Origin of the sequence: Jannaschia sp. Os4 (genome assembly GCF_016820245.1) — a bacterium.
Lineage (GTDB): Bacteria > Pseudomonadota > Alphaproteobacteria > Rhodobacterales > Rhodobacteraceae > Jannaschia.
On the sequence record NZ_JAFCAR010000005.1, the window covers coordinates 447862 to 471144 of the forward strand.

At 72.6% G+C, this 23283-nt stretch carries 24 protein-coding genes; 3 read left to right on the plus strand and 21 right to left on the minus strand.

Translation table 11 applies throughout. The annotated features are described in order from the left end of the window. Positions 1–59 precede the first annotated feature (59 nt). Positions 60–545, minus strand: coding sequence for a hypothetical protein (locus JQC91_RS16025; protein ID WP_203288348.1), 486 nt, complete (start codon positions 543–545; stop codon positions 60–62). Between the two features lie 103 nt (positions 546–648). Here JQC91_RS16025 and glpK point away from each other — a divergent pair, with 103 nt between their 5' ends. Beyond that, positions 649–2118 carry a glycerol kinase GlpK gene (glpK, locus tag JQC91_RS16030; RefSeq protein WP_203288350.1) on the plus strand — a complete coding sequence of 490 codons (1470 nt, stop codon included), beginning with the start codon at positions 649–651 and terminating at the stop codon, positions 2116–2118. 34 nt (positions 2119–2152) lie between these two features. Here glpK and ribD read toward each other — a convergent pair whose 3' ends face one another. Beyond that, the gene (ribD, locus tag JQC91_RS16035; RefSeq protein WP_343069998.1) at positions 2153–3253 is read right to left on the minus strand and encodes a bifunctional diaminohydroxyphosphoribosylaminopyrimidine deaminase/5-amino-6-(5-phosphoribosylamino)uracil reductase RibD; all 1101 of its coding nucleotides are present in this window, start codon (positions 3251–3253) and stop codon (positions 2153–2155) included. Continuing rightward, positions 3250–3711, minus strand: coding sequence for a transcriptional regulator NrdR (gene nrdR / locus JQC91_RS16040; protein ID WP_203288352.1), 462 nt, complete (start codon positions 3709–3711; stop codon positions 3250–3252). The genes ribD and nrdR overlap by 4 nt, the downstream gene beginning before the upstream one ends. Positions 3712–3867: 156 nt before the next feature. On the opposite strand from nrdR, the gene JQC91_RS16045 reads away from it, so the two are divergent. Next, positions 3868–4719: a hypothetical protein gene (locus tag JQC91_RS16045; RefSeq protein WP_203288353.1), complete on the plus strand. Its 852-nt coding sequence runs from the start codon at positions 3868–3870 to the stop codon at positions 4717–4719. Between the two features lie 3 nt (positions 4720–4722). On the opposite strand, the gene JQC91_RS16050 is transcribed toward JQC91_RS16045, so the two are convergent. The 8 genes from JQC91_RS16050 to JQC91_RS16085 all read right to left on the minus strand — a co-directional run bounded on the left by JQC91_RS16050 (position 4723) and on the right by JQC91_RS16085 (position 13549). After that, entirely contained in the window at positions 4723–5130 is a 408-nt protein-coding gene (locus tag JQC91_RS16050) for a secondary thiamine-phosphate synthase enzyme YjbQ (RefSeq protein WP_203288354.1), read from the minus strand. Next, a complete protein-coding gene (locus tag JQC91_RS16055; RefSeq protein WP_203288355.1) occupies positions 5127–5384 on the minus strand; it encodes an HlyU family transcriptional regulator in 258 nt (85 codons plus the stop codon). Before JQC91_RS16055 ends, JQC91_RS16050 begins: the two co-directional genes overlap by 4 nt. A 13-nt stretch (positions 5385–5397) precedes the next feature. Further along, positions 5398–7386: an RNA polymerase sigma factor RpoD gene (gene rpoD / locus JQC91_RS16060; RefSeq protein WP_203288356.1), complete on the minus strand. Its 1989-nt coding sequence runs from the start codon at positions 7384–7386 to the stop codon at positions 5398–5400. A gap of 90 nt (positions 7387–7476) precedes the next feature. Further along, positions 7477–9450, minus strand: a complete 1974-nt coding sequence (gene dnaG / locus JQC91_RS16065; protein WP_203288357.1) for a DNA primase — start codon at positions 9448–9450, stop codon at positions 7477–7479. A 68-nt stretch (positions 9451–9518) separates the two neighbouring features. After that, positions 9519–11204, minus strand: coding sequence for a pilus assembly protein TadG-related protein (locus tag JQC91_RS16070; protein WP_203288358.1), 1686 nt, complete (start codon positions 11202–11204; stop codon positions 9519–9521). A gap of 14 nt (positions 11205–11218) precedes the next feature. Then, positions 11219–11854: a hypothetical protein gene (locus JQC91_RS16075; protein WP_203288359.1), complete on the minus strand. Its 636-nt coding sequence runs from the start codon at positions 11852–11854 to the stop codon at positions 11219–11221. Next, positions 11854–12552: a TadE family protein gene (locus JQC91_RS16080; RefSeq protein ID WP_203288360.1), complete on the minus strand. Its 699-nt coding sequence runs from the start codon at positions 12550–12552 to the stop codon at positions 11854–11856. The genes JQC91_RS16075 and JQC91_RS16080 overlap by 1 nt, the downstream gene beginning before the upstream one ends. Before the next feature lie 106 nt (positions 12553–12658). Then, positions 12659–13549 carry a DMT family transporter gene (locus JQC91_RS16085; RefSeq protein ID WP_203288361.1) on the minus strand — a complete coding sequence of 297 codons (891 nt, stop codon included), beginning with the start codon at positions 13547–13549 and terminating at the stop codon, positions 12659–12661. A 203-nt stretch (positions 13550–13752) separates the two neighbouring features. On the opposite strand from JQC91_RS16085, the gene JQC91_RS16090 reads away from it, so the two are divergent. Beyond that, positions 13753–14205, plus strand: coding sequence for a hypothetical protein (locus tag JQC91_RS16090; RefSeq protein WP_203288362.1), 453 nt, complete (start codon positions 13753–13755; stop codon positions 14203–14205). On the opposite strand, the gene JQC91_RS16095 is transcribed toward JQC91_RS16090, so the two are convergent. Genes JQC91_RS16095 through JQC91_RS16140 form a run of 10 tightly spaced genes read right to left on the minus strand, consistent with a single transcriptional unit; the run spans position 14202 to position 23264 of the window. Further along, positions 14202–14792: a LysE family transporter gene (locus tag JQC91_RS16095; RefSeq protein ID WP_203288364.1), complete on the minus strand. Its 591-nt coding sequence runs from the start codon at positions 14790–14792 to the stop codon at positions 14202–14204. The genes JQC91_RS16090 and JQC91_RS16095 overlap by 4 nt on opposite strands. After that, positions 14789–15772: a Gfo/Idh/MocA family oxidoreductase gene (locus tag JQC91_RS16100; RefSeq protein ID WP_343070000.1), complete on the minus strand. Its 984-nt coding sequence runs from the start codon at positions 15770–15772 to the stop codon at positions 14789–14791. Before JQC91_RS16100 ends, JQC91_RS16095 begins: the two co-directional genes overlap by 4 nt. Then, complete coding sequence (locus tag JQC91_RS16105; RefSeq protein WP_203288366.1) at positions 15769–16743, minus strand: Gfo/Idh/MocA family oxidoreductase; 975 nt, start codon at positions 16741–16743, stop codon at positions 15769–15771. Before JQC91_RS16105 ends, JQC91_RS16100 begins: the two co-directional genes overlap by 4 nt. Further along, complete coding sequence (locus JQC91_RS16110; RefSeq protein WP_343070001.1) at positions 16740–17633, minus strand: DMT family transporter; 894 nt, start codon at positions 17631–17633, stop codon at positions 16740–16742. Before JQC91_RS16110 ends, JQC91_RS16105 begins: the two co-directional genes overlap by 4 nt. Positions 17634–17639: 6 nt before the next feature. Continuing rightward, a complete protein-coding gene (locus JQC91_RS16115) occupies positions 17640–18524 on the minus strand; it encodes an NAD(P)-dependent oxidoreductase (protein ID WP_203288368.1) in 885 nt (294 codons plus the stop codon). Between the two features lie 19 nt (positions 18525–18543). Continuing rightward, positions 18544–19428 carry a phytanoyl-CoA dioxygenase family protein gene (locus JQC91_RS16120; protein ID WP_203288370.1) on the minus strand — a complete coding sequence of 295 codons (885 nt, stop codon included), beginning with the start codon at positions 19426–19428 and terminating at the stop codon, positions 18544–18546. Continuing rightward, positions 19425–20237: a shikimate dehydrogenase gene (locus tag JQC91_RS16125; RefSeq protein ID WP_203288372.1), complete on the minus strand. Its 813-nt coding sequence runs from the start codon at positions 20235–20237 to the stop codon at positions 19425–19427. Before JQC91_RS16125 ends, JQC91_RS16120 begins: the two co-directional genes overlap by 4 nt. After that, positions 20234–20794 carry a DUF4453 domain-containing protein gene (locus JQC91_RS16130; RefSeq protein ID WP_203288374.1) on the minus strand — a complete coding sequence of 187 codons (561 nt, stop codon included), beginning with the start codon at positions 20792–20794 and terminating at the stop codon, positions 20234–20236. Before JQC91_RS16130 ends, JQC91_RS16125 begins: the two co-directional genes overlap by 4 nt. Next, positions 20782–21762 (minus strand): Gfo/Idh/MocA family oxidoreductase, encoded by a 981-nt coding sequence (locus JQC91_RS18265; RefSeq protein WP_203288376.1) that lies wholly within the window; start codon positions 21760–21762, stop codon positions 20782–20784. The genes JQC91_RS16130 and JQC91_RS18265 overlap by 13 nt, the downstream gene beginning before the upstream one ends. Beyond that, complete coding sequence (locus JQC91_RS16140; protein WP_203288378.1) at positions 21759–23264, minus strand: altronate dehydratase family protein; 1506 nt, start codon at positions 23262–23264, stop codon at positions 21759–21761. Before JQC91_RS16140 ends, JQC91_RS18265 begins: the two co-directional genes overlap by 4 nt. Between the last annotated feature and the right edge of the window lie 19 nt (positions 23265–23283).

Consider the following 23283-nt stretch of genomic DNA (forward strand, 5'->3'; position numbering starts at 1 on the left):
GGCAGATGGGGCGCGGCGGGACGTTGCCAAGGGGCATGGGGCGGGAGGTCACGGTCCCGTCACTCCGCGAGCGCGAGGATCGGGGCGAGGTCGATCGCCAGCGGCCATGCCAGCGCGGCCTCGGCGGCGGTGACGCGCCCGTCCGCGTCGAGGTCGGCCTCGGCCAGCCCGACCGCGGCCGCCGCGCCCAACTCCTCCGCCGTCAGCACCCCGTCGCCTGCGCCGCCGCCTTCCACCGATGCGCCCGCCACCTCGCCGTCGGCGTCCATGCGGTCGAAGATCTGGGTCAGGCCCTCGTCCGTGGCCGCCGTCCGGGCCTCGGGCGCGACGAGGGGCGTGCCGCCGGGGGCCATGGCGATCCACTCGCCCCGGCTGACCATGCCGTCCCCGTCCGCGTCGAGCGCGGCCACCAGCGCGGGGCCGGGATCGGCGGCATCCAGCGGGCCCGCGCCAAGCAGGGCCTCGGCCACGGCCAGCGCGCGGTCGTCGGCGGTCTGCGCCAAGGCGGGCGCGGCGAGGAGCAGGAGGGGCAGGGCGTGTCGCATGGGACAGAGCGCGCGCGCCCCCTTCGATGTTCCACAAATACTCGGGCCATGCTTGGCCCCCCGCGCCAAGCGTGGCAGCGATGGGCGCAAGGGAGACGACGCCATGACCATCCTCGCCATCGACCAAGGCACCACCTCGACCCGCTCGATCCTGTTCGACGAGGCGCTCACGCCGGGCGCGTCCCGGCAGGAGGAGTTCGAGCAGCACTTCCCCCGCTCCGGCTGGGTCGAGCACCGGGCGTCGGACCTGATCGACACGGTGCGGCGGACGGCCCAAGTGGCCGAGGGGGAGACAGTCGCGGCCATCGGCATCACCAACCAGCGCGAGACGACCGTGATCTGGGACCGGCGCACGGGCGAGGCAGTTCACAACGCCATCGTCTGGCAGGACCGGCGCACCGCCGAGCGGTGCCGCGCGCTCAAGGCCGAGGGGCATGAGGCGCTGGTGACGGCGCGGACGGGGCTTCTGCTCGACCCCTACTTCTCGGGCACCAAGGCGGCGTGGATCCTGGACGAGGTGGAGGGCGCGCGGCAGGCGGCTGAGGCGGGGCACCTGCTGTTCGGGACCGTCGACAGCTTCCTGATCTGGCACCTGACGGGCGGGACGGAGGGGGGGCGGCACGTCACCGACGCGACCAACGCGGCGCGCACGATGCTCTACGACATCCACGAGGGGCGATGGGACGAGGACATCTGCCGTCTGCTGGGCGTGCCGAGCCGCATGCTGCCGGAGGTGCTGGACTGCGCGGACGCGTTCGGGACGACGGACCTGCTGGGCACGCCCGTGCCGATCCTCGGGGTCGCGGGCGACCAGCAGGCGGCGACGGTGGGGCAGGCGTGCTTCCAGCCGGGGATGCTGAAGTCGACCTACGGTACGGGCTGCTTCGCGCTGCTCAACGTTGGGACGACGGCGGTGACGTCGACGAACCGGCTGCTCGGGACCATCGCCTACCGGCTGGACGGCAGGACGACCTACGCGCTGGAGGGGGCGATCTTCGTCGCGGGCGCGGTGGTGCAATGGCTGCGCGACGGGCTGGGGATCATCGGGTCGGCGGCGGAGACGGGCGACCTCGCGGCCAAGGCGGACCCGGAGCAGGACGTGGCGCTGGTGCCCGCCTTCACCGGCCTCGGCGCGCCGTGGTGGGATCCGGACGCGCGGGGCGCGATGTTCGGGCTGACGCGCGGGACCGGTCCGGCGGAGATCGCACGGGCGGCGCTGGAGTCCGTGGGCTGGCAGACGAAGGACCTCTACGAGGCGATGCGGGCGGACGTGCCGGACCTCGGCGACGCGGTGCTGCGCGTGGACGGCGGCATGAGCGGGTCGGACTGGGCGATGCAGTTCCTTTCGGACGTGCTCGGCGCGCCGGTGGACCGGCCTGCCGTGCTGGAGACGACGGCCAAGGGGGCGGCGTGGCTGGCGGGGATGAAGGCGGGGGTCTGCCCCGGCATGGAGGAGTTCGCGGCGTCGTGGGCGGCGGAGACGCGGTTCGAGCCTGCGATGGCCGGGGACGAGCGCGCGGGGCGCTACGACCGCTGGCAGGACGCCGTGCGGCGGACGCGGTCGGACGGGTGAGGCGTTTCCTTGCAAGGAAACGCGCGGCGAAATCCTAGGAGGATTTCGCCTTCCAGCGCAGCAGGGCGTCCGCGCCGATGCGGCGGACGTCGACCAGTTCGAGCCGTGGGGCGTCCGCGAGCGCGGCGAGGGCCAGCGGCCCCACGCCCGGCACGCCCTCGGCCCCGATGGCCGCACCCGCGACGTAGTGGTCCAGCCGGTCCACGAGGCCCGCGCGCAGCAGCGCGGCGGCGAGGGTGCCGCCGCCCTCGCAATAGACGCGGGTGAACCCGAGATCGCCCAAGGCGGACATGACGGCCTGCGGGTCGAGGCCGCCGTCGCCCTCCGCTACCTCGGTCGGGATCGCGCCCGCCGCCGTGAGGCGCGCGTGGGCGGTCGGATCGGGCGAGGAGCCGTAGAGGACGTGCATCGGCACCTTTCCCGCCCCCGCCTCCATCCGCCCCGGCGGCAGGTCGAGGCGGCGGGACAGGACGACGCGTGCGGGCTGCGGCACGTCGCCCATCCCGCGCACCGTCAGGAGCGGGTCGTCGGCGCGCAGCGTGCCCGCGCCGACCATCACCGCGTCGTGGCGCGCGCGCTGGGCGTGGACGTGGGCGCGGGCGGCCGCGCCGGTGATCCAGCGGCTCTCGCCCGAGGCGGTGGCGATGCGCCCGTCGAGCGTGGTGGCGAGCTTGAGGGTCAGCGCGGGGCGGCCCCGCGTGACGCGGGACAGGAACCCGGAGAGGTCGCGTGCCGCCGCGTCGGCGCCCACGCCCTCGACCACCTCCACCCCGGCGGCGCGGAGGCGGGCGAGGCCGCCGCCATCGACGCGCGGGTCCGGGTCGCGCAGCGCGACCACGACACGCGCCACCCCCGCCGCCGCGAGCGCGCCGGCGCAGGGCGGGGTGGCGCCGTGATGGGCGCAGGGCTCCAGCGTGACGTAGGCGGCGGCGCCGCGCGCCGCATCCCCGGCCTGCGCCAAGGCGACCGTCTCGGCATGGGGGCGGCCCCCGTCGGCGGTGCGGCCCCGCCCCACGACGCGTCCGTCCGCGACGATCACGCAGCCCACCGCCGGATTGGGCGCGCAGCGGCCTTGGCCCCGCCGCCCGAGGGCGAGGGCGGCGGCCATCCAGCGGGCGTCGTCGGGGCGCGTCACTCGGGCGCGGGCGGGCGCAGTTCGGAGACGAAGTCCTCGAAGTCGTCGGCGGCTTGGAAGTTCTTGTAGACGCTGGCGAAGCGCACGTAGGCCACGGTGTCGATCCGCGCGAGGCTCTCCATCACGATCTCGCCGATGACGGAGGAGGGGACGTCCGTGTCGCCCATGCTCTCCAGCCGCCGCACGATGCCGGAGATCATCTGGTCGATGCGCTCGGGCTCGACGGGGCGCTTCTGCATCGAGATGCGGATCGAGCGCTCCAGCTTGGGGCGGTCGAACTCCTCGCGGCGGCCGTTGGTCTTGATGACCACGAGGTCGCGCAGCTGCACCCGCTCGTAGGTGGTGAACCGCCCGCCGCAGGCGGGGCAGAGGCGGCGCCGCCGGATCGCGACGTGGTCCTCGGCGGGGCGCGAGTCCTTCACTTGGCTGTCGACGTTTGAGCAGAAGGGGCAGCGCATCGGGTCCTCCGGGGGCGTCGTCCGGGCGGGCCGCGAGATGTTGGGGATCGTCGCAGCGGTGGCGTCGCGCGGACCATGCCCCCCCACCCGTGGGGGCGCAAGCCCGGCCCCCGCCGTTAACGTCCCCTTCAGGCCCGGCGTGGCAGGAGGGCGTCCATGGACGGATCCCCGCCCCCTCCGCCGCCGCGCCCCGACCGGACGGACCGCGCCGCGCCCGACCCGGCGCGCGTCCGCCGCGCCGCGCGCGACCTCTCGGAGGGGATCGAGACGCGGGCGGAGCGGGTGCGACGGATCGGGCGGCTCGCGGATCTGGGGCGGCGCGTGATGCGGCGGGTGCACGTCGAGTCCGACGGCATGACCCACGCCGTCGCCGGGCTGGAGGGCGAGGCGCGCAGCATGGTCGGCGGGGCGATGGACCTGCGCGATGCGCTGATCGAGGTGGACGACGCCATCCGCGAGTTGCGGCGCGCGCGCGAGGCGTTCGTCGCGGACATCGAGGAGAGCGCCAAGACGGCCGGGGAGATGACGCGGACGGCGCGCGCGATGCGACTGCTGTCCTTCGGCGCGACGGTCGAGGCCGCGCGCGCGGGCGACGCGGCGGCGGGGTTCGCGGTCGTCGCCGCCCGGATGCAGGAGATGAGCGCCGCATGCGAGGCGCGCGCGACCGAGTTCCAGGAGGCGAGCGCGCGCATCCGCCGCGACGTCGCGGCCTTCGGGCGGCGCGCGGGCGGCATGGGGGCGGAGATCTCCGCCCTGCCCGGCATGGCCGCGGGCCTGCGCGACGTGGCGGGCCGCATGGCGGACCGCTGCGCCGACGTGCAGGCGGAGCGCCGCCTCGTTGCGGGGCGGCTGCGCCAGATCGACGGCGCCATCGAGGAGGTCCGTCAGGAGATGGGCGAGATGCGCCGCCTCGGGCAGGGGGCGCAGGGAGCGGTGAAGGCCATCCTCGCCGCCTGCGGGCCGGAGGACGGGGACGGGATGCCGGGCGACGCCCCTCCGGACGCCTGACCGTCAGCCGAAATGGGCCGCGATGGTGCGGGCATGGGGGCTGCGCCTGTGCTCCCAGAGATAGAGCCCCTGCCACGTGCCGAGCGCCATGCGCCCCGCCTCGACCGGGATCGAGAGGCTGACGGGCAGCAGCGCGGCGCGGATGTGCGCGGGCATGTCGTCCGGCCCCTCGTAGGTGTGGGTGAGCCACCGCATCGACGGATGGTCCCCCTCGGGGACGAGGCCCGCGAGGTAGGTCTGGAGGTCGGCGCGCACTTCCGGGTCGTGGTTCTCCTGCACCAGCAGGCTCGCGGAGGTGTGGCGCACGAAGAGCGTCAGCAGCCCGTCGCGCGGCGGCAGCCACGCCGCGACCTCGCGCGTGAACTCGGTGAGGCCGGGGCCGTCGGTGTGGATGGTGAAGGTGGCGTTCACCCGAACAGCCGGTCGCCCTGCTCGTCGATCATCTGCTTGGCCTTGGCGACGGAGGCTTCGGCGCATTGCTCGCGGTCGGCCATCGTGTCGGCGCGGATCATCCGGTGGGTGCGCCCGTCCTTCTCGATAGTGGCCGCGATGCGCCACTGGCCGTCGGCCTTCTGGGGGTCGGGCGTGATCGCGAAGCCCTCGTAGGCGATGGCGTCGGGGGCAGGGGGGGCACCCCCGCCGAAGATCCTCGACAGCCAGCTCACGACGCCGCGCCGTTCACTGGTCGAGGAAGCTGCGCAGCTTGCGCGACCGGCTCGGGTGCTTGAGCTTGCGCAGCGCCTTGGCCTCGATCTGCCGGATGCGCTCGCGCGTGACCGAGAACTGCTGGCCGACCTCCTCGAGCGTGTGGTCGGTGTTCATGCCGATGCCGAAGCGCATCCGCAGCACGCGCTCCTCGCGCGGGGTCAGGGAGGCGAGGACGCGGGTCGTCGTCTCCTTGAGGTTCTCTTGAATGGCGGAGTCCAGCGGCAGGACGGCGTTCTTGTCCTCGATGAAGTCGCCGAGCTGGCTATCCTCCTCATCGCCGATGGGCGTCTCCAGCGAGATCGGCTCCTTGGCGATCTTCATCACCTTGCGGACCTTCTCGAGCGGCATCTGCAGCTTGGCGGCCAACTCCTCGGGCGTCGGCTCGCGGCCGATCTCGTGGAGCATCTGGCGGCCGGTGCGGACCAGCTTATTGATCGTCTCGATCATGTGGACCGGGATGCGGATCGTGCGCGCCTGGTCGGCAATGGAGCGGGTGATCGCTTGGCGGATCCACCACGTCGCGTAGGTCGAGAACTTGTAGCCGCGGCGGTACTCGAACTTGTCGACGGCCTTCATCAGGCCGATGTTGCCTTCCTGAATGAGATCAAGGAACTGCAGGCCGCGGTTCGTGTACTTCTTGGCGATGGAGATCACGAGGCGGAGGTTGGCCTCGACCATCTCCTTCTTGGCCTGCCGGGCCTCCTTCTCGCCCTTCTGGACCTGCTGCACGATGCGCCGGAACTCGGAGATGTCGACGCCGACATACTGGCCCACCTGGGCCATGTCGCCGCGCAGCTCCTCCAGCTTCTCGCGGGAGCGCTCCATCAGCATCTGCCAGCCGCGCCCGTCCTTGTCCGACATCTCGTCGAGCCACGTCGGATCCAGCTCGCGGCCGCGGTAGGCGTCCACGAACTCGCGGCGGTTGATGCGCGCTTGGTCGGCCAGCTTCACGGTGGCGGAGTCGATCGACATGATCCGGCGGTTGATGCCGTAGAGCTGGTCGATCAGCGCCTCGATCCGGTTGTTGTGCAGGTGCAGCGAGTTCACCTGCTCCACGATCTCGGAGCGGAGCGACTGGTACTCCTCCTCGGCGCCCTTGGAGAAGCTGTCGTCCTCGTTGAGCGTGGCCGAGATGCGGAGGTCCTGCATGTCGGCGAGGCGGGCGTAGGCCTCGGCGATGTCGTCGAGCGTCTCGAGCACGCGGGGCTTGAGCGCGGCCTCCATCGCGGCGAGCGAGAGGTTCGCGCCGTCGTCCTCGTCCTCGTCGTCGTCCTTGGCGATGGGATTGCCGTCTGCGTCGAGCTCGGGCTTCGAGTCGGTGGCCTTGTTGTCGTTGGCCGGGGCGGCGGCGCCGACGACGGGGGTCGGCTCGTCCTCCTCCATCTGGCCGGAGAAGGTCGTCTCGAGGTCGATCACGTCGCGCAGCAGGATCTCCTCGGCGAGGAGCTCGTCGCGCCAGATCGTGATCGCCTGGAAGGTCAGCGGGCTCTCGCAGAGCCCGAGGATCATCGTGTTGCGGCCCGCCTCGATCCGCTTGGCGATTGCGATCTCGCCCTCGCGCGAGAGCAGCTCGACGCTGCCCATCTCACGCAGGTACATGCGGACCGGGTCGTCGGTGCGGTCGAGCTTGGCGTTCGTCGCCTCCGTGGTGGCGACGTCCTTGCCCTTGGAGGCGTCGACGAGGGCGGTGGAGCCTTCGTCCTTCTTGTCGCCGTCCTCCTCGGCCTCCTCGTCCTCGACGATGTTGATGCCCATCTCGGACAGCATCGACATGACGTCCTCGATCTGCTCGGAGGACACCTGCTCGGGGGGGAGGACCGCATTGAGCTGGTCGTAGGTGATGTAGCCGCGGGCGCGGGCCTCGGCGATCATCTTCTTGACCGCGGCTTGGCTCATGTCGAGCGAGTGGGCGCCGTCCTGATCGTCGCGCCGATCCTCGGTCGTGTCCTTGGCTGCCATGCGTCGCTCCTGTCCGGCGGGGGCGTCGATTCGCTCGATCGGTCGTTCCGGCGAATCGTTACCCCGAATCACTTGGGGCCACACCCCGAATCACGTCTTCGACCGCAGCACCGTTGCCGCGAGGTCGCTTAGCCGGCGCGCCGCCTCGGCCTCCGCCTCGGCGGTGGCGCCCGTCTCGTCGCGCGCGCCCCGCTCCGCCTGCGCCCGCCGCCGCGCCGCTTGCGCGAGGCGGTAGGTCAGGGACTCGTCGGCGCCATCGGAGAAATCCTCGATGGCCTCGCGCAGTTCCGCCTCCTCCCCCCGCCGCGCGGCCAGCCGCTCCAGCGCGTCGCGCAGGCAGGGGCGGGCGGCCTCGGCATCGCCCCGCGTCACCGGGGAGAGGCGCACATGGGCGGGTGTCAGCACCCCTTCAAGGGTGGCGCTGAAAACGCGCCGTTCAAGCGCGGCGCGCACCTCCGCGCGGTCCTCCACCGGATCGACGTCGAGCAGGGCGGCCGCGAGATCCATGTGGCCCGCCCCGCGCCAGTCCACGGTCTCCAGCGCGTCCGCGAACTCCTCCAGCAGGGTCGGGTGAAGCAGGTAGGCGGCCAGCGCCACCTGCTCGAGCAGGATGTCGGGCGCGGGCGTGCCCGCCTGCGCGGCGGCGCGCGCGGCGGCGGAGGGGCCGGCGGGCGCCTTGGGCCGACCGGGCTGCCAGTCCCGCCGGGGCTGCCACTCGCGCCGGTCGTCCCGCGGGCCGCCGAAGTCGCGCTCGTCCCGGCGGGGCGGGGGGGCGGCGTCCTCGTAGCCGGGGCCGTAGAGGTCGGCGCGCAGGCGCTTCACCTCGGCGCCGTAGAGGCGGCGCAGCTGCGGGTCGCCGATGCGGCCCACCATCTCGCGCAGCTCCCGGTCGAGCATCGCGCGGCGCTCGGGGCTGTCGATCACCTTGCCCTCGATCGCGCGGTCCCACAGCACGGCGAGCATGGACCGCGCCCCGTCCAGGACGGCCTCCATCGCGCCGCGGCCCTGCGCGCGGATCAGGTCGTCGGGATCGAGGCCCTCGGGCAGGATGGCGAAGCGCAGCGACTGGCCCGCCTCCATGATCGGCAGGGCGAGGTCGGCGGTGCGAAGCGCGGCGCGCAGCCCCGCCGCGTCGCCGTCGAGGGCGACGACCGGCTCGGGGGTGACACGCCACGCGAGGCGGAGCTGCGTCTCGGTGACGGCCGTGCCGAGGGGCGCGACGGCGGCCTCGAACCCGGCCTGCGACAGGGCGATGACGTCCATGTAGCCCTCGGCGATCACGAGGCGTCCGCCCTTGCCCGCCGCCGTGCGCGCGGGCGCGAGGTTGTAGAGGTTCGCGCCCTTGTCGAAGAGCGGCGTGTCCGGCGAGTTCAGGTATTTCGGCCCGTACTCCGTCATCGCCCGCCCGCCGAACGCGATGCAGCGCCCGCGCGCGTCGCGGATCGGGAACATGATGCGGTTGCGGAACTTGTCGCGGCGCCCGCCCTCGTACTCGGCGTCGAGGCCGACCTCGGAGATGGCGTCCGCCGAATGGCCCGCGTTGACGAGGTGGTCCGACAGCGCCGTGGGGTGGTTGGGGGCGAAGCCGAGCTCGAACCGCTCCACCGTCTCGGGCGACAGGCCCCGGCGCTGGAGCGTGGCGCGGGCCTCGCGGGCGGCGTTCGTGGAGAGCTGGTTGCGGAACCAGCGGGCCGCCTCCTCGGTCACCTCGATCAGCTTGGTCTTGCGGTCCGCCACCTCGGCGGCGCGGGGGTCGCGGGCGGGCATGGTCATGCCGGCCTCCCCGGCGAGCAACTCCACCGCCTCCATGAACTGGAGGTTCTCGGTCTCCATCACGAAGCCGAAGAGGTTGCCCTTCGCCTGGCAGCCGAAGCAGTAGTAGAACCCCTTCCGGTCATCGACGTGGAAGCTGGCCGTCTTCTCCTGGTGGAAGGGGCAGGGCGCCCACCAGTCGCCCTTGCCTTGGTTCGACTTCCGGAGGTCCCACGTGACCTTGCGCCCGACCACTTGGCTGAGGGACAGCCGCGTGCGGATCTCGTCGAGGAAGCTGTCGGGCAGGCGCATCTTCCGTATGTCGTGTCGGCCCCGCCGAGAGTCCAGCGGGGCCGCGCGTCACTTCGGTGCGCCGGGGGTCACTGCCGCAGGCCGAGCCGCGTGATCGACAGCGCGATGTTGGCGAAGCGGTCGGTCAGCTCCTTCCCCACCGCCGTGTAGTAGTGCGACGTGGAGGAGGCGCAGCCCTCGAGGATGCCGGCCGTGGCCGTCGGCGCCTCGAAGCCCACCGTGTAGATCGTCACGCCCGCGTTCTTCATCGCCGAGCAGATGCCGGAGTAGAAGTTGTTCGTGGTCGAGGCGTCCAACCCCTCCTCGGGGTAGTAGTAGGGGCGCCGCTGGCTCCACCACGGCTGGTAGCTCCCGCCGGTCAGCATCTCGGTGGCGATGTAGCCGGCCCCGAACCGGGCGTAGAGCTGCTCGTAGGTCAGCTCGCGGGCGAGGGCGCCGCCCACGGGCTGGGACCGCCACACCTTGGCCTGCACGTCCCAGTAGGGGTTCCACCCGCGGTCCGCGCGGTACTGGAAGTAGAAGCTGTACTGGGGCGAGCCGGCGTCGCCGTAGTCGTCGCCGCCGTCGATGGCGGACGTGTAGCCGATGCCGGGCCACGTGTCGTGGTGGACGTAGGCGTTCGACCCGACGTTGCCCTTCCAGTCGGCGCGCATGTCGACCTCGATGTTGTTGCTGCCGTCGGTCATGAGCAGCAGGAACTTCTCGGTCCCGTCGGTGCCGTAGTCGTAGGGGCGCCCCTCGTGGTCGTCGGAGACGACGTTGGCGTCGATGAGATGGTCGACCACGTCCTGCGACCAAGGGTCGAGCATCACGGCCCCCCACTTCAGGCCGAGGTGGATGGCGGTCCAGCCGTCCGGGTAGAGGGACGCGATGCGGGCCTTCAGGGCGGCCGCGTCGTTCGTCCACGGCAGGATCGCGCGCGCGTCGTCCACGTCGCATTCCGGGTTGGGCAGGACGCCGGGGGTCTCGCTGTTGGTGGACCACATGTCGAAATGGGCGACGCGCTCGATCGCGTGGCGGGCGATCCCGACCGCCGGATCGGACGGGCCGGGGAGGCCGGTCATCGCGTAGATCGACGGCTGGTTGCCGAAGCGGGCGCAGCTGCTGCGGTCGTGGCTGTCGTCGAGGCGGATCGGGCCGTCCAGCGTGTCCCCGAGGTTCACCATCGAGTGGTATGGCACGATCGACATCGTCAGCTCGATCGACTCGTTGTCGGACATGATGTCGACGAACTTGTCGGCCGCCTCGCGCAGGTTCTCGATCCGGTTGTTGTCGCCCATGGACCCGGACACGTCGAGGACGAGCGCGATCTCGACCTTGCGCTTCTCGTCCTCGGCCTTGGCGCGCCCCGGCACCGACAGGTCGTCGATCCCGAGGAGCGGGAGGAAAAGGGTGTCGACCTCCCGCGTGGTGCGCGCGGTGACCCGGCGAAGCGTGAGGTCGTCGGAGGGGCCCTCCTCGTGGACCTCGATCTCCACGTCGTCGCGGGAGAAGCCGGCCGCCTCGACATAGGTGAGCACGACCGTCTCGGGATCCTCGGTCTGGATTAGCGAGGACGCCGCGAGCACGCCGCGGTCGAGCGCGCCCTGCAGCTCGGCGCGCTCCTCCTCGTGGCGGAGCGTGTCGATCGCGATGCCCGCCGTCATCAGCATGAGCACGAAGACCATGACCGAGAAGATCGACATGGCCCCCGCCTCGTCGCGGGCGAAGGCGGCGGGTCGGAGAACGGTGGGGATGATGCGATGCGTCTTCACGGCGTCGGCTCCGGTCAGTTGGTCTCTGCGGGCTCGGGATCGGGATCCTCGCGGTAGGCCGCGTTGATGTCCGGGTTGTCGTAGCGGACCTCCCGCGCGACCCCGTCGTCGAAGTTCAGGCGCCCGGCGAAGCGGGTCCGCGTGATGGTGCTGCTCTTGATGATGCGGTTCGGCAGCCCGACGTTGAACGGCGGGCGATAGCGGGTGTACGTCTCCACCATCACGACGCGCTCGCTCGGGCGGATGTTCGGCAGGTCGTCCTGCACGCGGTCGATGTAGGCGTCGGTGAGGTTCGGGTTGCCGCCGGTGGTCTTGGACCAGACGATCGAGAACCCGTCGTCCTCGTCCTTGCGGAACTCGGACACCCGCATCCACGAGTCCTCGCCGGTCGAGGTGATGTACCCGAACACGCTGCGCAGGCCCTCGATGTCGTTGACGTCGATGTCCGTCTGCCGCGACAGCAGGTCGCCGATGGCGTAGCCCGCCTTGGTCAGCTGGGCCTGCTTCCGGTAGGCGTCGAAGTAGGTGAAGGTCTGCAGGTAGACGAAGGCGAGGAACGGCAGCACGATCGCCGTCTCCATCGAGATGGACGCGCGCTCCTCGGCGCAGAAGTCCGCGCGGGCGGACCGGATCCGGTCGAACGGCCACATCACAGGGTCACCTCCATCGACGCCTCGGCCGCGCCCGTGGCGGGCGCCGTGGAGGTGCCCGTCGCCGAGGGCGTGTCCTCCGGCTCGCGGACGAAGACGGTCGAGGCCAGCATCCGCAGCGTGTCCGTGTCCGGCACGCCGTCGCCGTCGGTGTCCTCGTTGCCCGCCACGAGCCGCTCCCCGAGGCCCGTGCCGGGGAAGAACGTGTCGACAAGGTAGCACGCGCGCAGCAGCACCATCTCCTCGTCGGTGTCGTTGTCCCACTGGGTCGTCGGCGTCACGCCGGTGAAGTCGTCGACGCACTGCTGGTCCGCGGCGGGGAGGTTGTAGGTGCTGCGGTCGATCTCGGTCATCTCGAGCACCAGCCGGTCCTGGCAGTCCGCGAGGATGCGCGCGTTGCGGCAGATGCGCTGGGCCACGACCTCCCGGCTCCAGTTGGCGCCGGTGGTGATGCGCATCTCGCGCGCGGTGATGTCGAGCGAGCGTTCGAGCATCATGTGGCGCACGGCCAGCATGGACGCCTCGAAGCTGCTGAAGAACAGCGTCATGAAGACGGGGAAGACGATGACGAACTCGACCGACGCGCCGCCGCCCTCGGGGCGGAGCGCGCGGCGCAGCCGGTCGCGGAGGCGCGGACGGCGGCCCTCCGGCGCGGCGTCGGTCGCACGAGGGGCGGGGTGTGGGACTCGGATCGGCATGGGAGCGGTGTGACGCCGCCCCGTGGCGACATCGCTCCTGGAATGGGGCCATTGCGGGACGTTTCCGGACACCGTGGGGACGATGCCCCGCCGCGCGTCCCGATCGTCAGGCGATCGTGACCAATCCCACGACGCTGAGGCTCAGGAGGACGAGGCCCACCGCCTCGCGGGGGGTGATGCGCTCGCCCAGCAGGAGGACGGAGATGGCGACGGAGAGGACGAGCTCGACCTGCCCCACCGCGTTGACGAGGCCCGCCGTCTGGAGCGTGAAGGCGGTGAACCACCCCATGGAGCCGAGCACGGAGGTCAGCCCGATCGGGAAGGTCCGGCGCCAGCCCCGCAGGACCGCCGCGAGTCCCGCGCGGTCGCGCCACAGCAGCCAGCCGCCGAGGATCGCCGTCTGGAGCGCCGTCACGGCGAGCAGCGTCACGGCGGCGCGGGCGAGCGGGTCGTCCGCCGCGAGCGTGAGCGAGGCGGCGCGGTAGCCCACGGCCGAGACGGCGAAGAACGCGCCGGAGCCGAGGCCGTAGAGCGTGGCCCGGCTCCACGGCGACCAGCCGCCGCCGGGCGGGGCGGAGATCAGCACCACGGCCCCCGTCCCGACCGCCATCATCCCGAGCGCGGCGGGCGACACCGTCTCGCCCAAGGCGATCCAGCCCGCCACCACCGTCATCAGCACGGTCGTCTTGGAGAAGGCGATGCCCACCGCGAAGCTGCGCTGCCCGAACAGCAGGACCACGAGCGCGGTCGCGCAGATCTGCGCGACGCCCCCGGCGACGGCCCACGGCCAGAAGCCCGGCGGCGGCGCGGGCAGGGCCGGGCCGCCGGCGACACCCCACATCGCCAGCGCCAGCGCGATCAGCGGCGGGGCCCAGACGAAGCGCGCGAAGGTCGCGGCCGCCGCGCCCATCCCCGTCATCGACAGCCGCTTCAGCAGCAGCATGCGCGTCGCCTGCATGGCGGCGGCGAAGAGGGTGGCGGCGATCCAGAGCGGCATGCCGCCACATTTCACGCCCTGAATCGGGCCGCCAGCGCGTGCGCGCGATTCGGGCCGGACCGCCCGAAACCCGGGGGTCGCGGCGACGGTCCACGGCGGATCGGGTGCATCGTCGCCACACTCGAAAGGGTGTCGCCACAATCTGCCCCATTCCTGCCGGCTTCTGGCTTCACAACCTCCACAACTTGCCCTGAATTGAGCCGATGCGCCCCATGACCGCCACCTTCTCCAAGATCCGGACCCTGACCGACCGCGCCTTCGCGGACGGCCTCAGCGCGTTCGAGGGGGCGGTCCTCGGGGCGGCGGCGCTGCTGCTCTCGATCGGCGTGGGCTTCGGCGTGGGCGACATGATGGCCGAGCGCGCCGAGCAGGCGGAGATCGAGTTCGACCTGCGCGCCCTCGTCGCGGAGGCCGGGTTCGACGCGGCGGTCTGCCCGAACGGCTGGGCGGCGGACCACGCGCCGATCGTCGGCCTGACCGAGGCGGAGGTGACCGCGTGGTACCTGCGCGAGTCGGTGTCCCTCACGGACGGCGACGTGAAGCGCGACGTGGCGACGTGGCTGCGCGCGCCCGCCGACTTCCGGCAGACGCGCGGCGCGGCGCTGACCCGCACGCAGATCCTGCTCTGCGTGGCCGAGTCCCGTCAGATCATCTAGGCGCGCAGCGTCGCGGCCAAGGCCAGCGCCACCACCGCCGCCAGCGACGCGCCCATCGCGCGGTTGATCCACCGCTGCGCCCCCGGCGAGGGCTCCATGCGCCGCAGGCCGTCGCCGAACAGCAGCCACAGGTAGTGGATGCCGAGCCAGAGCAGATTCAGCACCACCACCTTGGCGAGCGTCTCGCCGGCGGCCCAGCCGAGCGGGAAGCCGGCCATCAGGGTGGTGTTCACCGCATAGCCCTTGGGGTTCACCAGCTGCAGCGCGATGCCGTCGCGGATGCCGGGTGCGCGGGCGGCGTCCTCGGCGCCGGGTCCGGTGGCGGCGGTCGCCACGCGCCACGCGAGCCACAGCAGGTAGGCGGCCGAGGCGAGCAGCAGGACGGTCCGCACCCGCCCGTCCGCCAGCACGAGCGCCGCGAGGCCGGTCAGCACCATCGCCAGCACCACGTTCGTCCCGAGCCAGAGGCCCACGAGGTAGCGCCGCCCCGCCGCCATCCCGAAGGCGCCGCCCACGCCCGCGAGCGACAGGACGCCGGGGCCGGGGGTGACGATCAGCAGGAGGATCGCCGTGACGTAGGCGATCACGTCGCCATCTCCTGCGCGGCGAGGGCGAGGCGCGTGACCTCGTAGGGCCGGGCGCGGGGATGGGCGGTCTCCGTGCGGTGGCGGACGTCGTGGACGAGGGCCGCGAAGAAGGGGAGCGGCTCGTCCGCCCCGTCGAGCCGCGCGACCGTCTCGCCATCCACGAGGATCACGTGGTCCCCGCCCGGGCGCCCGCCCGGATCGACGTACTTCCGCAGCTCGAGGGTTCCGGCGGTCCCCGTCAGGAACAGGCGCCCGTCCCCCCATGTCGGCAGGCCCCCGGGCGTGTGCCAGTCCACCCGGATCACGGCCCGCATGCCGCCCGCGCGGAGCGAGACCAGCCCGTAGTCCTCGAAGCCCGGCCGGGTCAGGCAGGCCGTCTCCGCATGCAGGATCTCCGCCGTGTCCGCGCCCGCGTAGAACAGCGCCTGCTCGATCTGGTGCGAGCCGATGTCCGCGAGGATGCCGCCGTTGCGGCGGCGGTCCCAGAACCAGCCGGGCCGCGTCGCGGCGTTGAGCCGGTGCGGGCCGAGCGAGGTCAGGTGGAGCACCTCGCCGATCCGCCCCTCCACCACCAGCCGGGCGGCGAGGGTGGAGCCGGGCGTCTCGAACCGCTCGGAGAAGTCGACGGACCAGATGCGCCCCGTCCGCTCCGCCGTCGCGCGGACGCGGTCGAGCTCCGCGCCGGTCAGCGCGCCGGGCTTGTCCGACAGCACGTCGTGCCCCGCCTCCATCGCGCGCACCGCCATCGCGGCCCGCTCGGACGGGACGCCCGCGAGCAGGACGAGGTCGAGGGAGGCGTCCCGGAGGATCGCGTCCGCGTCGCGGCGGGGGGTGCCGGGGAACCGCTCGACCCACCCGGGCAAGGTGTTCGGCTCGCCCTCGGTCGCCCACGCGACCAAGGCCGCGCCCGCATCCACGAGGTGCCCGGCCATCGTGTAGATGTGCCGGTGGTCGATCCCGATCACGCCGATCCGGATCACACGGCCACCTCCCGCCGCTCGCGTCCCGCGCGCTGGACCGCGTCGATCAGCGCGTGGACCTGCAGCGCGTCGCGGGCGGGGATCGCCGGCGCCCGTCCGTCGCGGAGGGCTCCGGCGAAGTCCGCGATCACGGCTTGGTGCCACTCGTGGGAGAAGGCCAACGGGTCCGCGCCGCCCCCGGTGCCGCCGCCGCCGCCGAGGGTCTCGGCCCCCGCCTCGGTGGTCACGGTCAGGCGGTCCCCCTCCAGCACCGCCGACCCCCCCGCCGCGTTGATCGTCAGGCTCTCCGTCCCGCCCGGATAGTGCGTCACCGACGCCATCGCGCTGCCGACCGCGCCGGAGCGGAAGCGGAGGGCGGCGGCGGCGAAGTCCTCGGCCTCCATGTCGTGCGCGGCCGTCGCGGTGAGGGCGGAGACGGCCTCGACCGGGCCGCAGAGGTGGAGCATGAGGTCCAGCGCGTGGATCGCCTGCGTGATCAGGACGCCGCCGCCGTCGCGGGCGAAGGTGCCGCGGCCCGGCGCGTCGTAGTAGCCCTGCGGGCGCCACCACGGCACGCGGAGGTCCACCGTGCGGACGGGGCCGAGGGCGGGGAGGCGCGCGGCGAGGGCGCGCGCCGCCCCCCGCATCCGGTGCTGCAGCACCGCGCCGAAGGGCAGGGCGGCGGCCTCCATCCGCTCGACGAGCGCGCGCGCGCGCGGCAGGTCGCGCTCCAGCGGCTTCTCCGAGAGGACGGGCAGGCGGGCCGCGACGCAGGCGTCGATCAGGTCGGCGCGGGCGTCCGGCGGCGTGGCGAGGATGACGAAGTCGGCCGCCTCGGGCGCGCCGACCGCGCGGCAGCCCCACCGCGCCGCGAGGCGCCGCGCCTTCGCCGCATCGCGCCCCATCGCCCATGCGAGCTCCAGCCCCGCGCCGCGCACCGCCGCGACATGGGTCTCCGCCACCATGCCCAGCCCGATCAGCCCGACCCTCACCGCGTCTCCCTCCACCAGATCAGGAGCCCGGAGCCCGCGATCACGCAGGCCCCGACCAGCGTGCCCGCGTCCGGCACGTCGCCGAACACGAGGTAGCCCGTGAGGGCCATGAAGATGAGGAACGAGTAGGAGAACGGCATCAGCGCGCTCGCCGGGGCGTAGCCGTGGGCGGCGCCGAACAGGCCGTGGCCGAACCACGCGAAGCCACCGATGGCGAGGAGCAGGATCCATTCGGTCGGGGAGGCGGGCGGCACCCAGACGAGCGCGGCGAAGGGCGCGAGGGCCACCGCGCCGACCACGCCCGCGTAGAGCTGCATCGTGCGCGGCGCGGCCACGCCCGCGAGGCGGCGCGTGAGGATGGAGAACAGCGCGAGGGCCACGGGCACCACGCAGGAGAGCAGCATCGCCGGATGGAACGCCGCGCCCCACGGGCGCACGACGATGAGCACGCCGACGAAGCCGACCGCGATGGCCCCCCAGCGCCAGCGGCCCACCCGCTCGCCCAGCAGGGGGACCGAGAGCAGGCAGACCACGACGGGCGAGGCGAACGTGATCGCCGCCACGACGGCGAGGTCGAGGTGGCGCAGCGCGAAGAAGTTGCAGGTCGTCGCCGTCAGCAGGAGCGCGCCGCGCGCGAGCATCGGCCACGCCTGCGACCGGGGCGCGGTCCAGCCGGAATGGTCGCGCCCCAGCATCGGACCCGTGGAGAGCACGAGGTGCGAGGCGAAGCGCATGAAGGCCAGTTGCAGCGCCGGCAGCCCCGCCACCGACAGCCACTTCACCGTCGTGTCCACGAGCGAGAACGCCGCCCACGCCGCCAGCATCAGCGCGATGCCCTTCGCCGCGTCGTCCCTCCGGGCGACGGCGAGGTGGGAGACCGGCGCGGGCACGGGTGGTCAGCCCTTCCCGAACCGGGCCGCGTAGAAGTCCACCATCTGCGATACCATGTCCCCGCCGCGCCCATCGGCCTTGGCGTCCTGGAGCGCGCGGTCGGCACAGGCGGACATGATCGACTCGTGCCCGGCATCCGCCACCATGCGCCGGTAGTAGCCCACGTCCTTGCCCGCGTTGGCGATCGAGAAGGCGAGCTTGGTCGCGTCCCCCTCGACCGCGTAGGCCTTCACGAAGTCCATCATCCCGGAGTGCAGCGGACCCGCAGACATCACGTCGTAGAGCACGGCGCGGTCCACGCCCGCCACGTCCGCCATCGCGAAGGCCTCCGCGACGGCGTTGGCGACGGTCATGCCGAAGAAGTTGTTGATCAGCTTGACCGTATGGCCCGAACCGACCTCGCCCAGATGGAAGACGTTCTCCCCGAGGTCGTCCAGCAGCGGCTTTGCCCGGTCGAAGGCCGCGCGGTCGCCCGCGGCCATGATGTTGAGCTGCCCCTCGCGTCCGTGGCTCGGCGTCCGCCCGAGCGGCGCGTCGAGATAGGCAGCGCCCTTCGCCGCCGCCTCCTCGGCCAGCGCCCGCGTCGAGCCGGGGAGGGAGGTGCCGAAGTCGATCACCACCATCCCCTCCGACAGGCCGGCGATCACGCCGTCCGCGCCGCGCATCCGGCCCTCGACGTGATCGGAGGTGCCCATGCAGAGCATGACCACGTCGGCCGCCTCGGCCACGGCGCGCGCGCTCGCCGCCTCGGTCGCGCCGCGCTCCACGGCGGCGTCGAGGCCGGTCCGGTCGCGGTTGCCCAGCACCGTGAGCGTATGCCCCCTGTCCAAGAGCCGCTGCACCATCGCGCTGCCCATGAGGCCGAGGCCGATGAATCCGATATTCGCCATGGTGGTCTCCCGTTTGTCTTCAGACCGTGTCGAAGCTGCGCGATCCCGCGCCCTTCTGTATCTCGTAGATCGTCTTTCCGATGGGCGGATGCGGCGCGGGGATGCGCACCGGCACCGGTTCGAGCCGCGGCGTCAGCGTCGGTGCCCCGCAGAGCATTCGCGCGTCGTAGTCGTGGATGTCGGGGAACTTCGTCATCGACCCCATGATCGGGAAGGCGTCTGCCGCCATCATCTCGTAGAACAGGACGCGTCGCGCGCGGTTCGAGGTGTTGACCGCCGAGCCGTGCACGATGCGGCCGTGGTGGATGCTGATCGATCCGGCCGGTCCGACCAAGGGCACCGCATCCGCCATGTCGTAGCCGTCCCGCCCCAAGTCCATCGCGCCCACGAACATCCCGTCGGCGTGGTGGTCGTGGACCGGCCCCCGGTGCGATCCCGGAAAGACCATCAGCGGGCCGTTCTCCTCGGTCATGTCGTCGAGGATCACGCCGATGGCGAGCACGTCGTCGTTGGTGTGCGGGTAGAAGGCGAAGTCCTGGTGCCACTCCACGGCGGCGCCGTGGCCCGCCTCCTTCATGTTCAGCTTGGTGGTGTGAAGTCGGATGTCCGGACCGATCAGGTCGCGTGCGGGTGCGAGGATCGCGTCCGAATACATGAGGTCGCGGACCACCTCGGAATGGGTGTGCGGCAGCTTGATCCGCCGGACGCGCGGGTCGTCCGGGGTGTGGCTGTCCTCGAGGTCCAGTTCGTCGGTCCCTTCTGTCAGGCCACGGGCCTTCGCGGTGTAGCGCTCGATCTCGGCGTGGAGGGCCGCCAGCGTCCCCGCGTCGAGGCGGCGTTCGAGGATGAGGTAGCCGTCGCGGCGGTAGCGCGCGACCTGCTCTTGCGTGAGCACCTCGGTCATGGTCGCAACTCCTCCAGCAAGGGCATGGCCTCGGGGTCGGCTATCCCCGTGTAGGCCTCGAAGGACCGCAGGACCATGTGCCGGAAGAGGTCGAAACCCGTCAGCGTCCGCAGACCCGCGCTTGCACAGGCGGTCAGGAACGGGGTGTCGATGGGGGTGTAGACCGCGTCGAAGGCCCACGACTGGGGGCCGATCCACGCGGGGTCGAAGGCGGACCGCATGTCGGGCGCGTGTCCCAGCGGGGTGCAGTTGACGAGCCCGTCGGCGGCTCGCGCGGTGGCTTCGGCCGCCTCGATCGGCACGGACGTCGCGCCCAAGGCCCCGAGCGCGTCCGCCCGCGCCCGGTCCACGTCCCACACGGACACCTCCGCGCCGAGGCCCGCCAGCGCGGGCACCACGGCCCGCGCCACGCCCCCGGCGCCCGCGGCCGCGACGCGACCGGGGGCGAGGCCCGTCTCCGCCCACGCCGCCCGGAAGCCGCAGTAGTCCGTGTTCGTGCCCCGCCGGGTCGCGAAGAGCAGGGTGTTCGCCGCGCCAAGATGCGCGGCCTCGGCGTCCATCCCATTGCCCGCCCACCGGGCCGCGTGGGTCTTGAACGGGTGCGTGACCGTCACCCCGTCCCGCCCCTCCGCCGCCAGCGAGGCGACCGTCTCCTCGAAATCGAACGCGGCGGACCCCGCACGATCACGCGTGTCATCGACCCGGTAGTCCAGCGCAAGGCCGTGTCGCGCGCAAAGCAGGGCGATGGCCTTGGGGAACTTGGATCGGCCGATGTTCTCGCCGATCATGCCGCAGCGCAGCATCCTCATCCAACCACCACGTCGCACAGATCGGCGTCCGAGAAGGCGTTCGTCTCCGTCCATCCCTGGACCTCTCGGCCGTCCGGAAGGTCGACGACGTAGTAGGACCAGCCGGGGACCGCGCTGGCATGGGCGACGCCGATCACCGCGCCACGCTCGGCCCGTGCGACGATGTCCGCGCCCGGACGCGCGCCGGCGCGGAGGGGAAAGGCGGGGCCGCGCCAGCCGATGCATGCGGACTCGAGGCCATCGGCGATCGGCTGGTCCTCCAACCGCAGACGCAGGGGGAGGGCGTCGACCCGGAGCGGCCGCACGACCGACGTATCGACGGCGCAGCCCCAACGGCGCTCCTCCGCGCGCGCCATCGCGACCGTCGCGGCGTCGCGCGGCGGAAGCGTCGCGGCGCCGGGGCAGGCGGCGCCGAAGGTCGCCCGGGCGAGGGGCGAGGCGAAGCAATGGCCGTGCTTGGCGAACGTGGCGTTCCGGGCGAGCCAGAGATCGTCGCACAGGTCGGACGCGGCGGCCGGGGCGGCGAGCGCCGCGAGGATGACCGTCACGCGGACCATGTGCGCTCGATCTCCAGGATCACGGCGAGGGTGCGGGCGGCGGAGCGGGCGTCCACGACCGCATCGGCCCGCCCCGCGACGACGTCGGCGAAGTGCTCCAGTTGACGGACCAAGGGTATGCCGTCCTCCGCCGCGTGGACCTGCGGCGTGGGTTCCTCGTTCCAGTGCGCCGCTCCGGACCAGACCGTGAGGGAGGGAAACTCGACCGCGCCGTGGGTGCCCGCGATGCGCAAGGAATCCTGCTTGGTGTGGGGGATGTGCGGGCTTTCGCCCGTACCCGCCTCGAAGCCCCACGGCGTCGGGGTCGCGTCCGACCACGCGACGGTGACGATGACACCGGCATCGAAGCGTAACACGCAACCGCCGGTGTCGGGCCGGGCGGCATCGCGGGTGGCCTGCGCCAGACCGGTGACATCCGTCACCTCGCCGAACAGCATCCGCAGCGTGTCGACGTCGTGGATCAGGTTCTGCTTGATCGGCGCGCCGTCGATGCCCGCCCGCCACGCGACGTCGAAGTAGTCGTCGGGCTTGCGCATCAGCCACATCAGCGAGGCGGCGAGGGGGCGCCCGATGGTGCCGGAGGCGACGATCTCCGCCAGCCTCTGCACGCGGGGGTGGTGGCGGCGGTGGTGGCCCACGAGGATGCGGACGCCGTGGTCGTCGGCGGCCCGCGCCATGACCTCCGCGTTCTCCAGCGTGTCGGCGACGGGCTTCTCGACGAGGACGTGCAGGCCCCGCGCCGCCGCCTCGACGGCCAGCGGGGCGTGGGTGCCCGTCGGCGTGGCGAGGACGATGCCGTCGGCCTCCACGTCCACCTCGGCGAGGGAGGCGAAGCCGGGCACGCCCGGATGATGGCGCGCGGGGTCGGGATCGACGATGCCGGCCAGCGTCAGGTCCGGATGGGCGAGGATGTGGTCGCGGTGGCGCGCGCCGATCAGGCCGGTGCCCGCGAGGAGGAGGCGGGTCACATCACGGCCCCGATCTGCCACGGGACGAACTCGTGGTCGCCCAAGCCCTGCGCCTCGGACTTGGTCCGCTCGCCCGACGCGACCCGCAGCAGCAGGCCGTAGATCGTCCGCCCCACCTCCTCGACGGTGGCCGCGCCCGAGAGGATGCGGCCCGCGTCGACGTCCATGTCCTCCTCCATGCGGCCGTAGAGATCCGCGTTCGTCGCCACCTTGATCGTCGGCGCGGGCTTGGACCCGAAGGCGCTGCCGCGCCCGGTGGTGAACACCACGAGGTTGCAGCCCGACGCGATCTGGCCCGTCACGGAGGCGGGGTCGTAGCCTGGGCTGTCCATGAAGGCGAAGCCCGGCTGCGTGACCCGCTCCGCATATCGGTAGACGCCCGTCAGCGGCGTGGTCCCGCCCTTGGCGGCGGCGCCCAGCGACTTCTCGAGGATCGTCGTCAGCCCGCCCGCCTTGTTGCCGGGGGAAGGGTTGTTGTCCATCGAGCCGCGGTTGCGCGCGGTGTAGTCCGTCCACCACGCGATCCGGTCGATCAGGCGGCGGCCCACCGCCTCGGAGGCGCGGCGGGTCAGCAGGTGCTCGGCCCCGTAGATCTCCGGCGTCTCGGCCAGCACGCCGGTCCCGCCCTGCGCCACCAGCAGGTCGCAGGCATGGCCCAGCGCCGGGTTCGCGGTGATCCCCGACCACGCGTCCGACCCGCCGCATTGCAGCGCCACGGTCAGCGCCGAGGCGGGGCAGGGCTCGCGCACCGCCTCGTTCGCCAATGGCAGCATCGCCTCGACCGCCTCGATCCCCTTCTCGACGGTGCGGCGCAGCCCGGCGACGTTCTGGATGTTCATCGCCCGGAAGAGCGGGCCCTGCTCCAGCCCCCACGCGTCGAGCAGCCAGTCGATCTGGTTCATCTCGCAGCCCAGCCCCACCATGAGCACGCCCGCGCAGTTGGGGTGGCTGGCATAGCCCCACATGACGCGGCTCAGCGCCTCGAACCCCTCGCCGTCGCCCTGCATCCCGCAGCCGGTGCCGTGGGTGAAGGCAGCCACGCCGTCCACGTTGGGGAAGGCCGCGAGGCGGTCGGGCGTGAAGTGGTCCGCGATGCGGTGGGCAGCGGTGGCGGAGCAGTTCACGCTCGTAATCACCGCGACGAAGTTCCGCGTGCCGATGCGCCCGTTCGGGCGGCGGAAGCCCATGAATCTGTCCGTCGTCCCCATGGACACGGGGCGCAGGTCGGTGCCGAACTCGTATTCGCCCGGCGTGGCGGTGAAGCCGAGGTTCTGCGTGTGCACGTGCTCGCCCGCCGCGATGTCCCGCGTCGCCAGCCCGATCAGTTGGGCGTACTTCACCACCGGCTTGCCCGCCGCGATGGGACGCGTCGCGATCTTGTGGCCCGAGGGGATCAGGCCCCGCGTCGTGACGCCCTCGACGGCCATGCCCGCCTCCAGCGCGCGGGTGGCGGTGACGACGTTGTCGTCCGGGGACAGGCGGATGGTGGCGGAGGCGGTCATCGCCGCAACAGCATCCGCT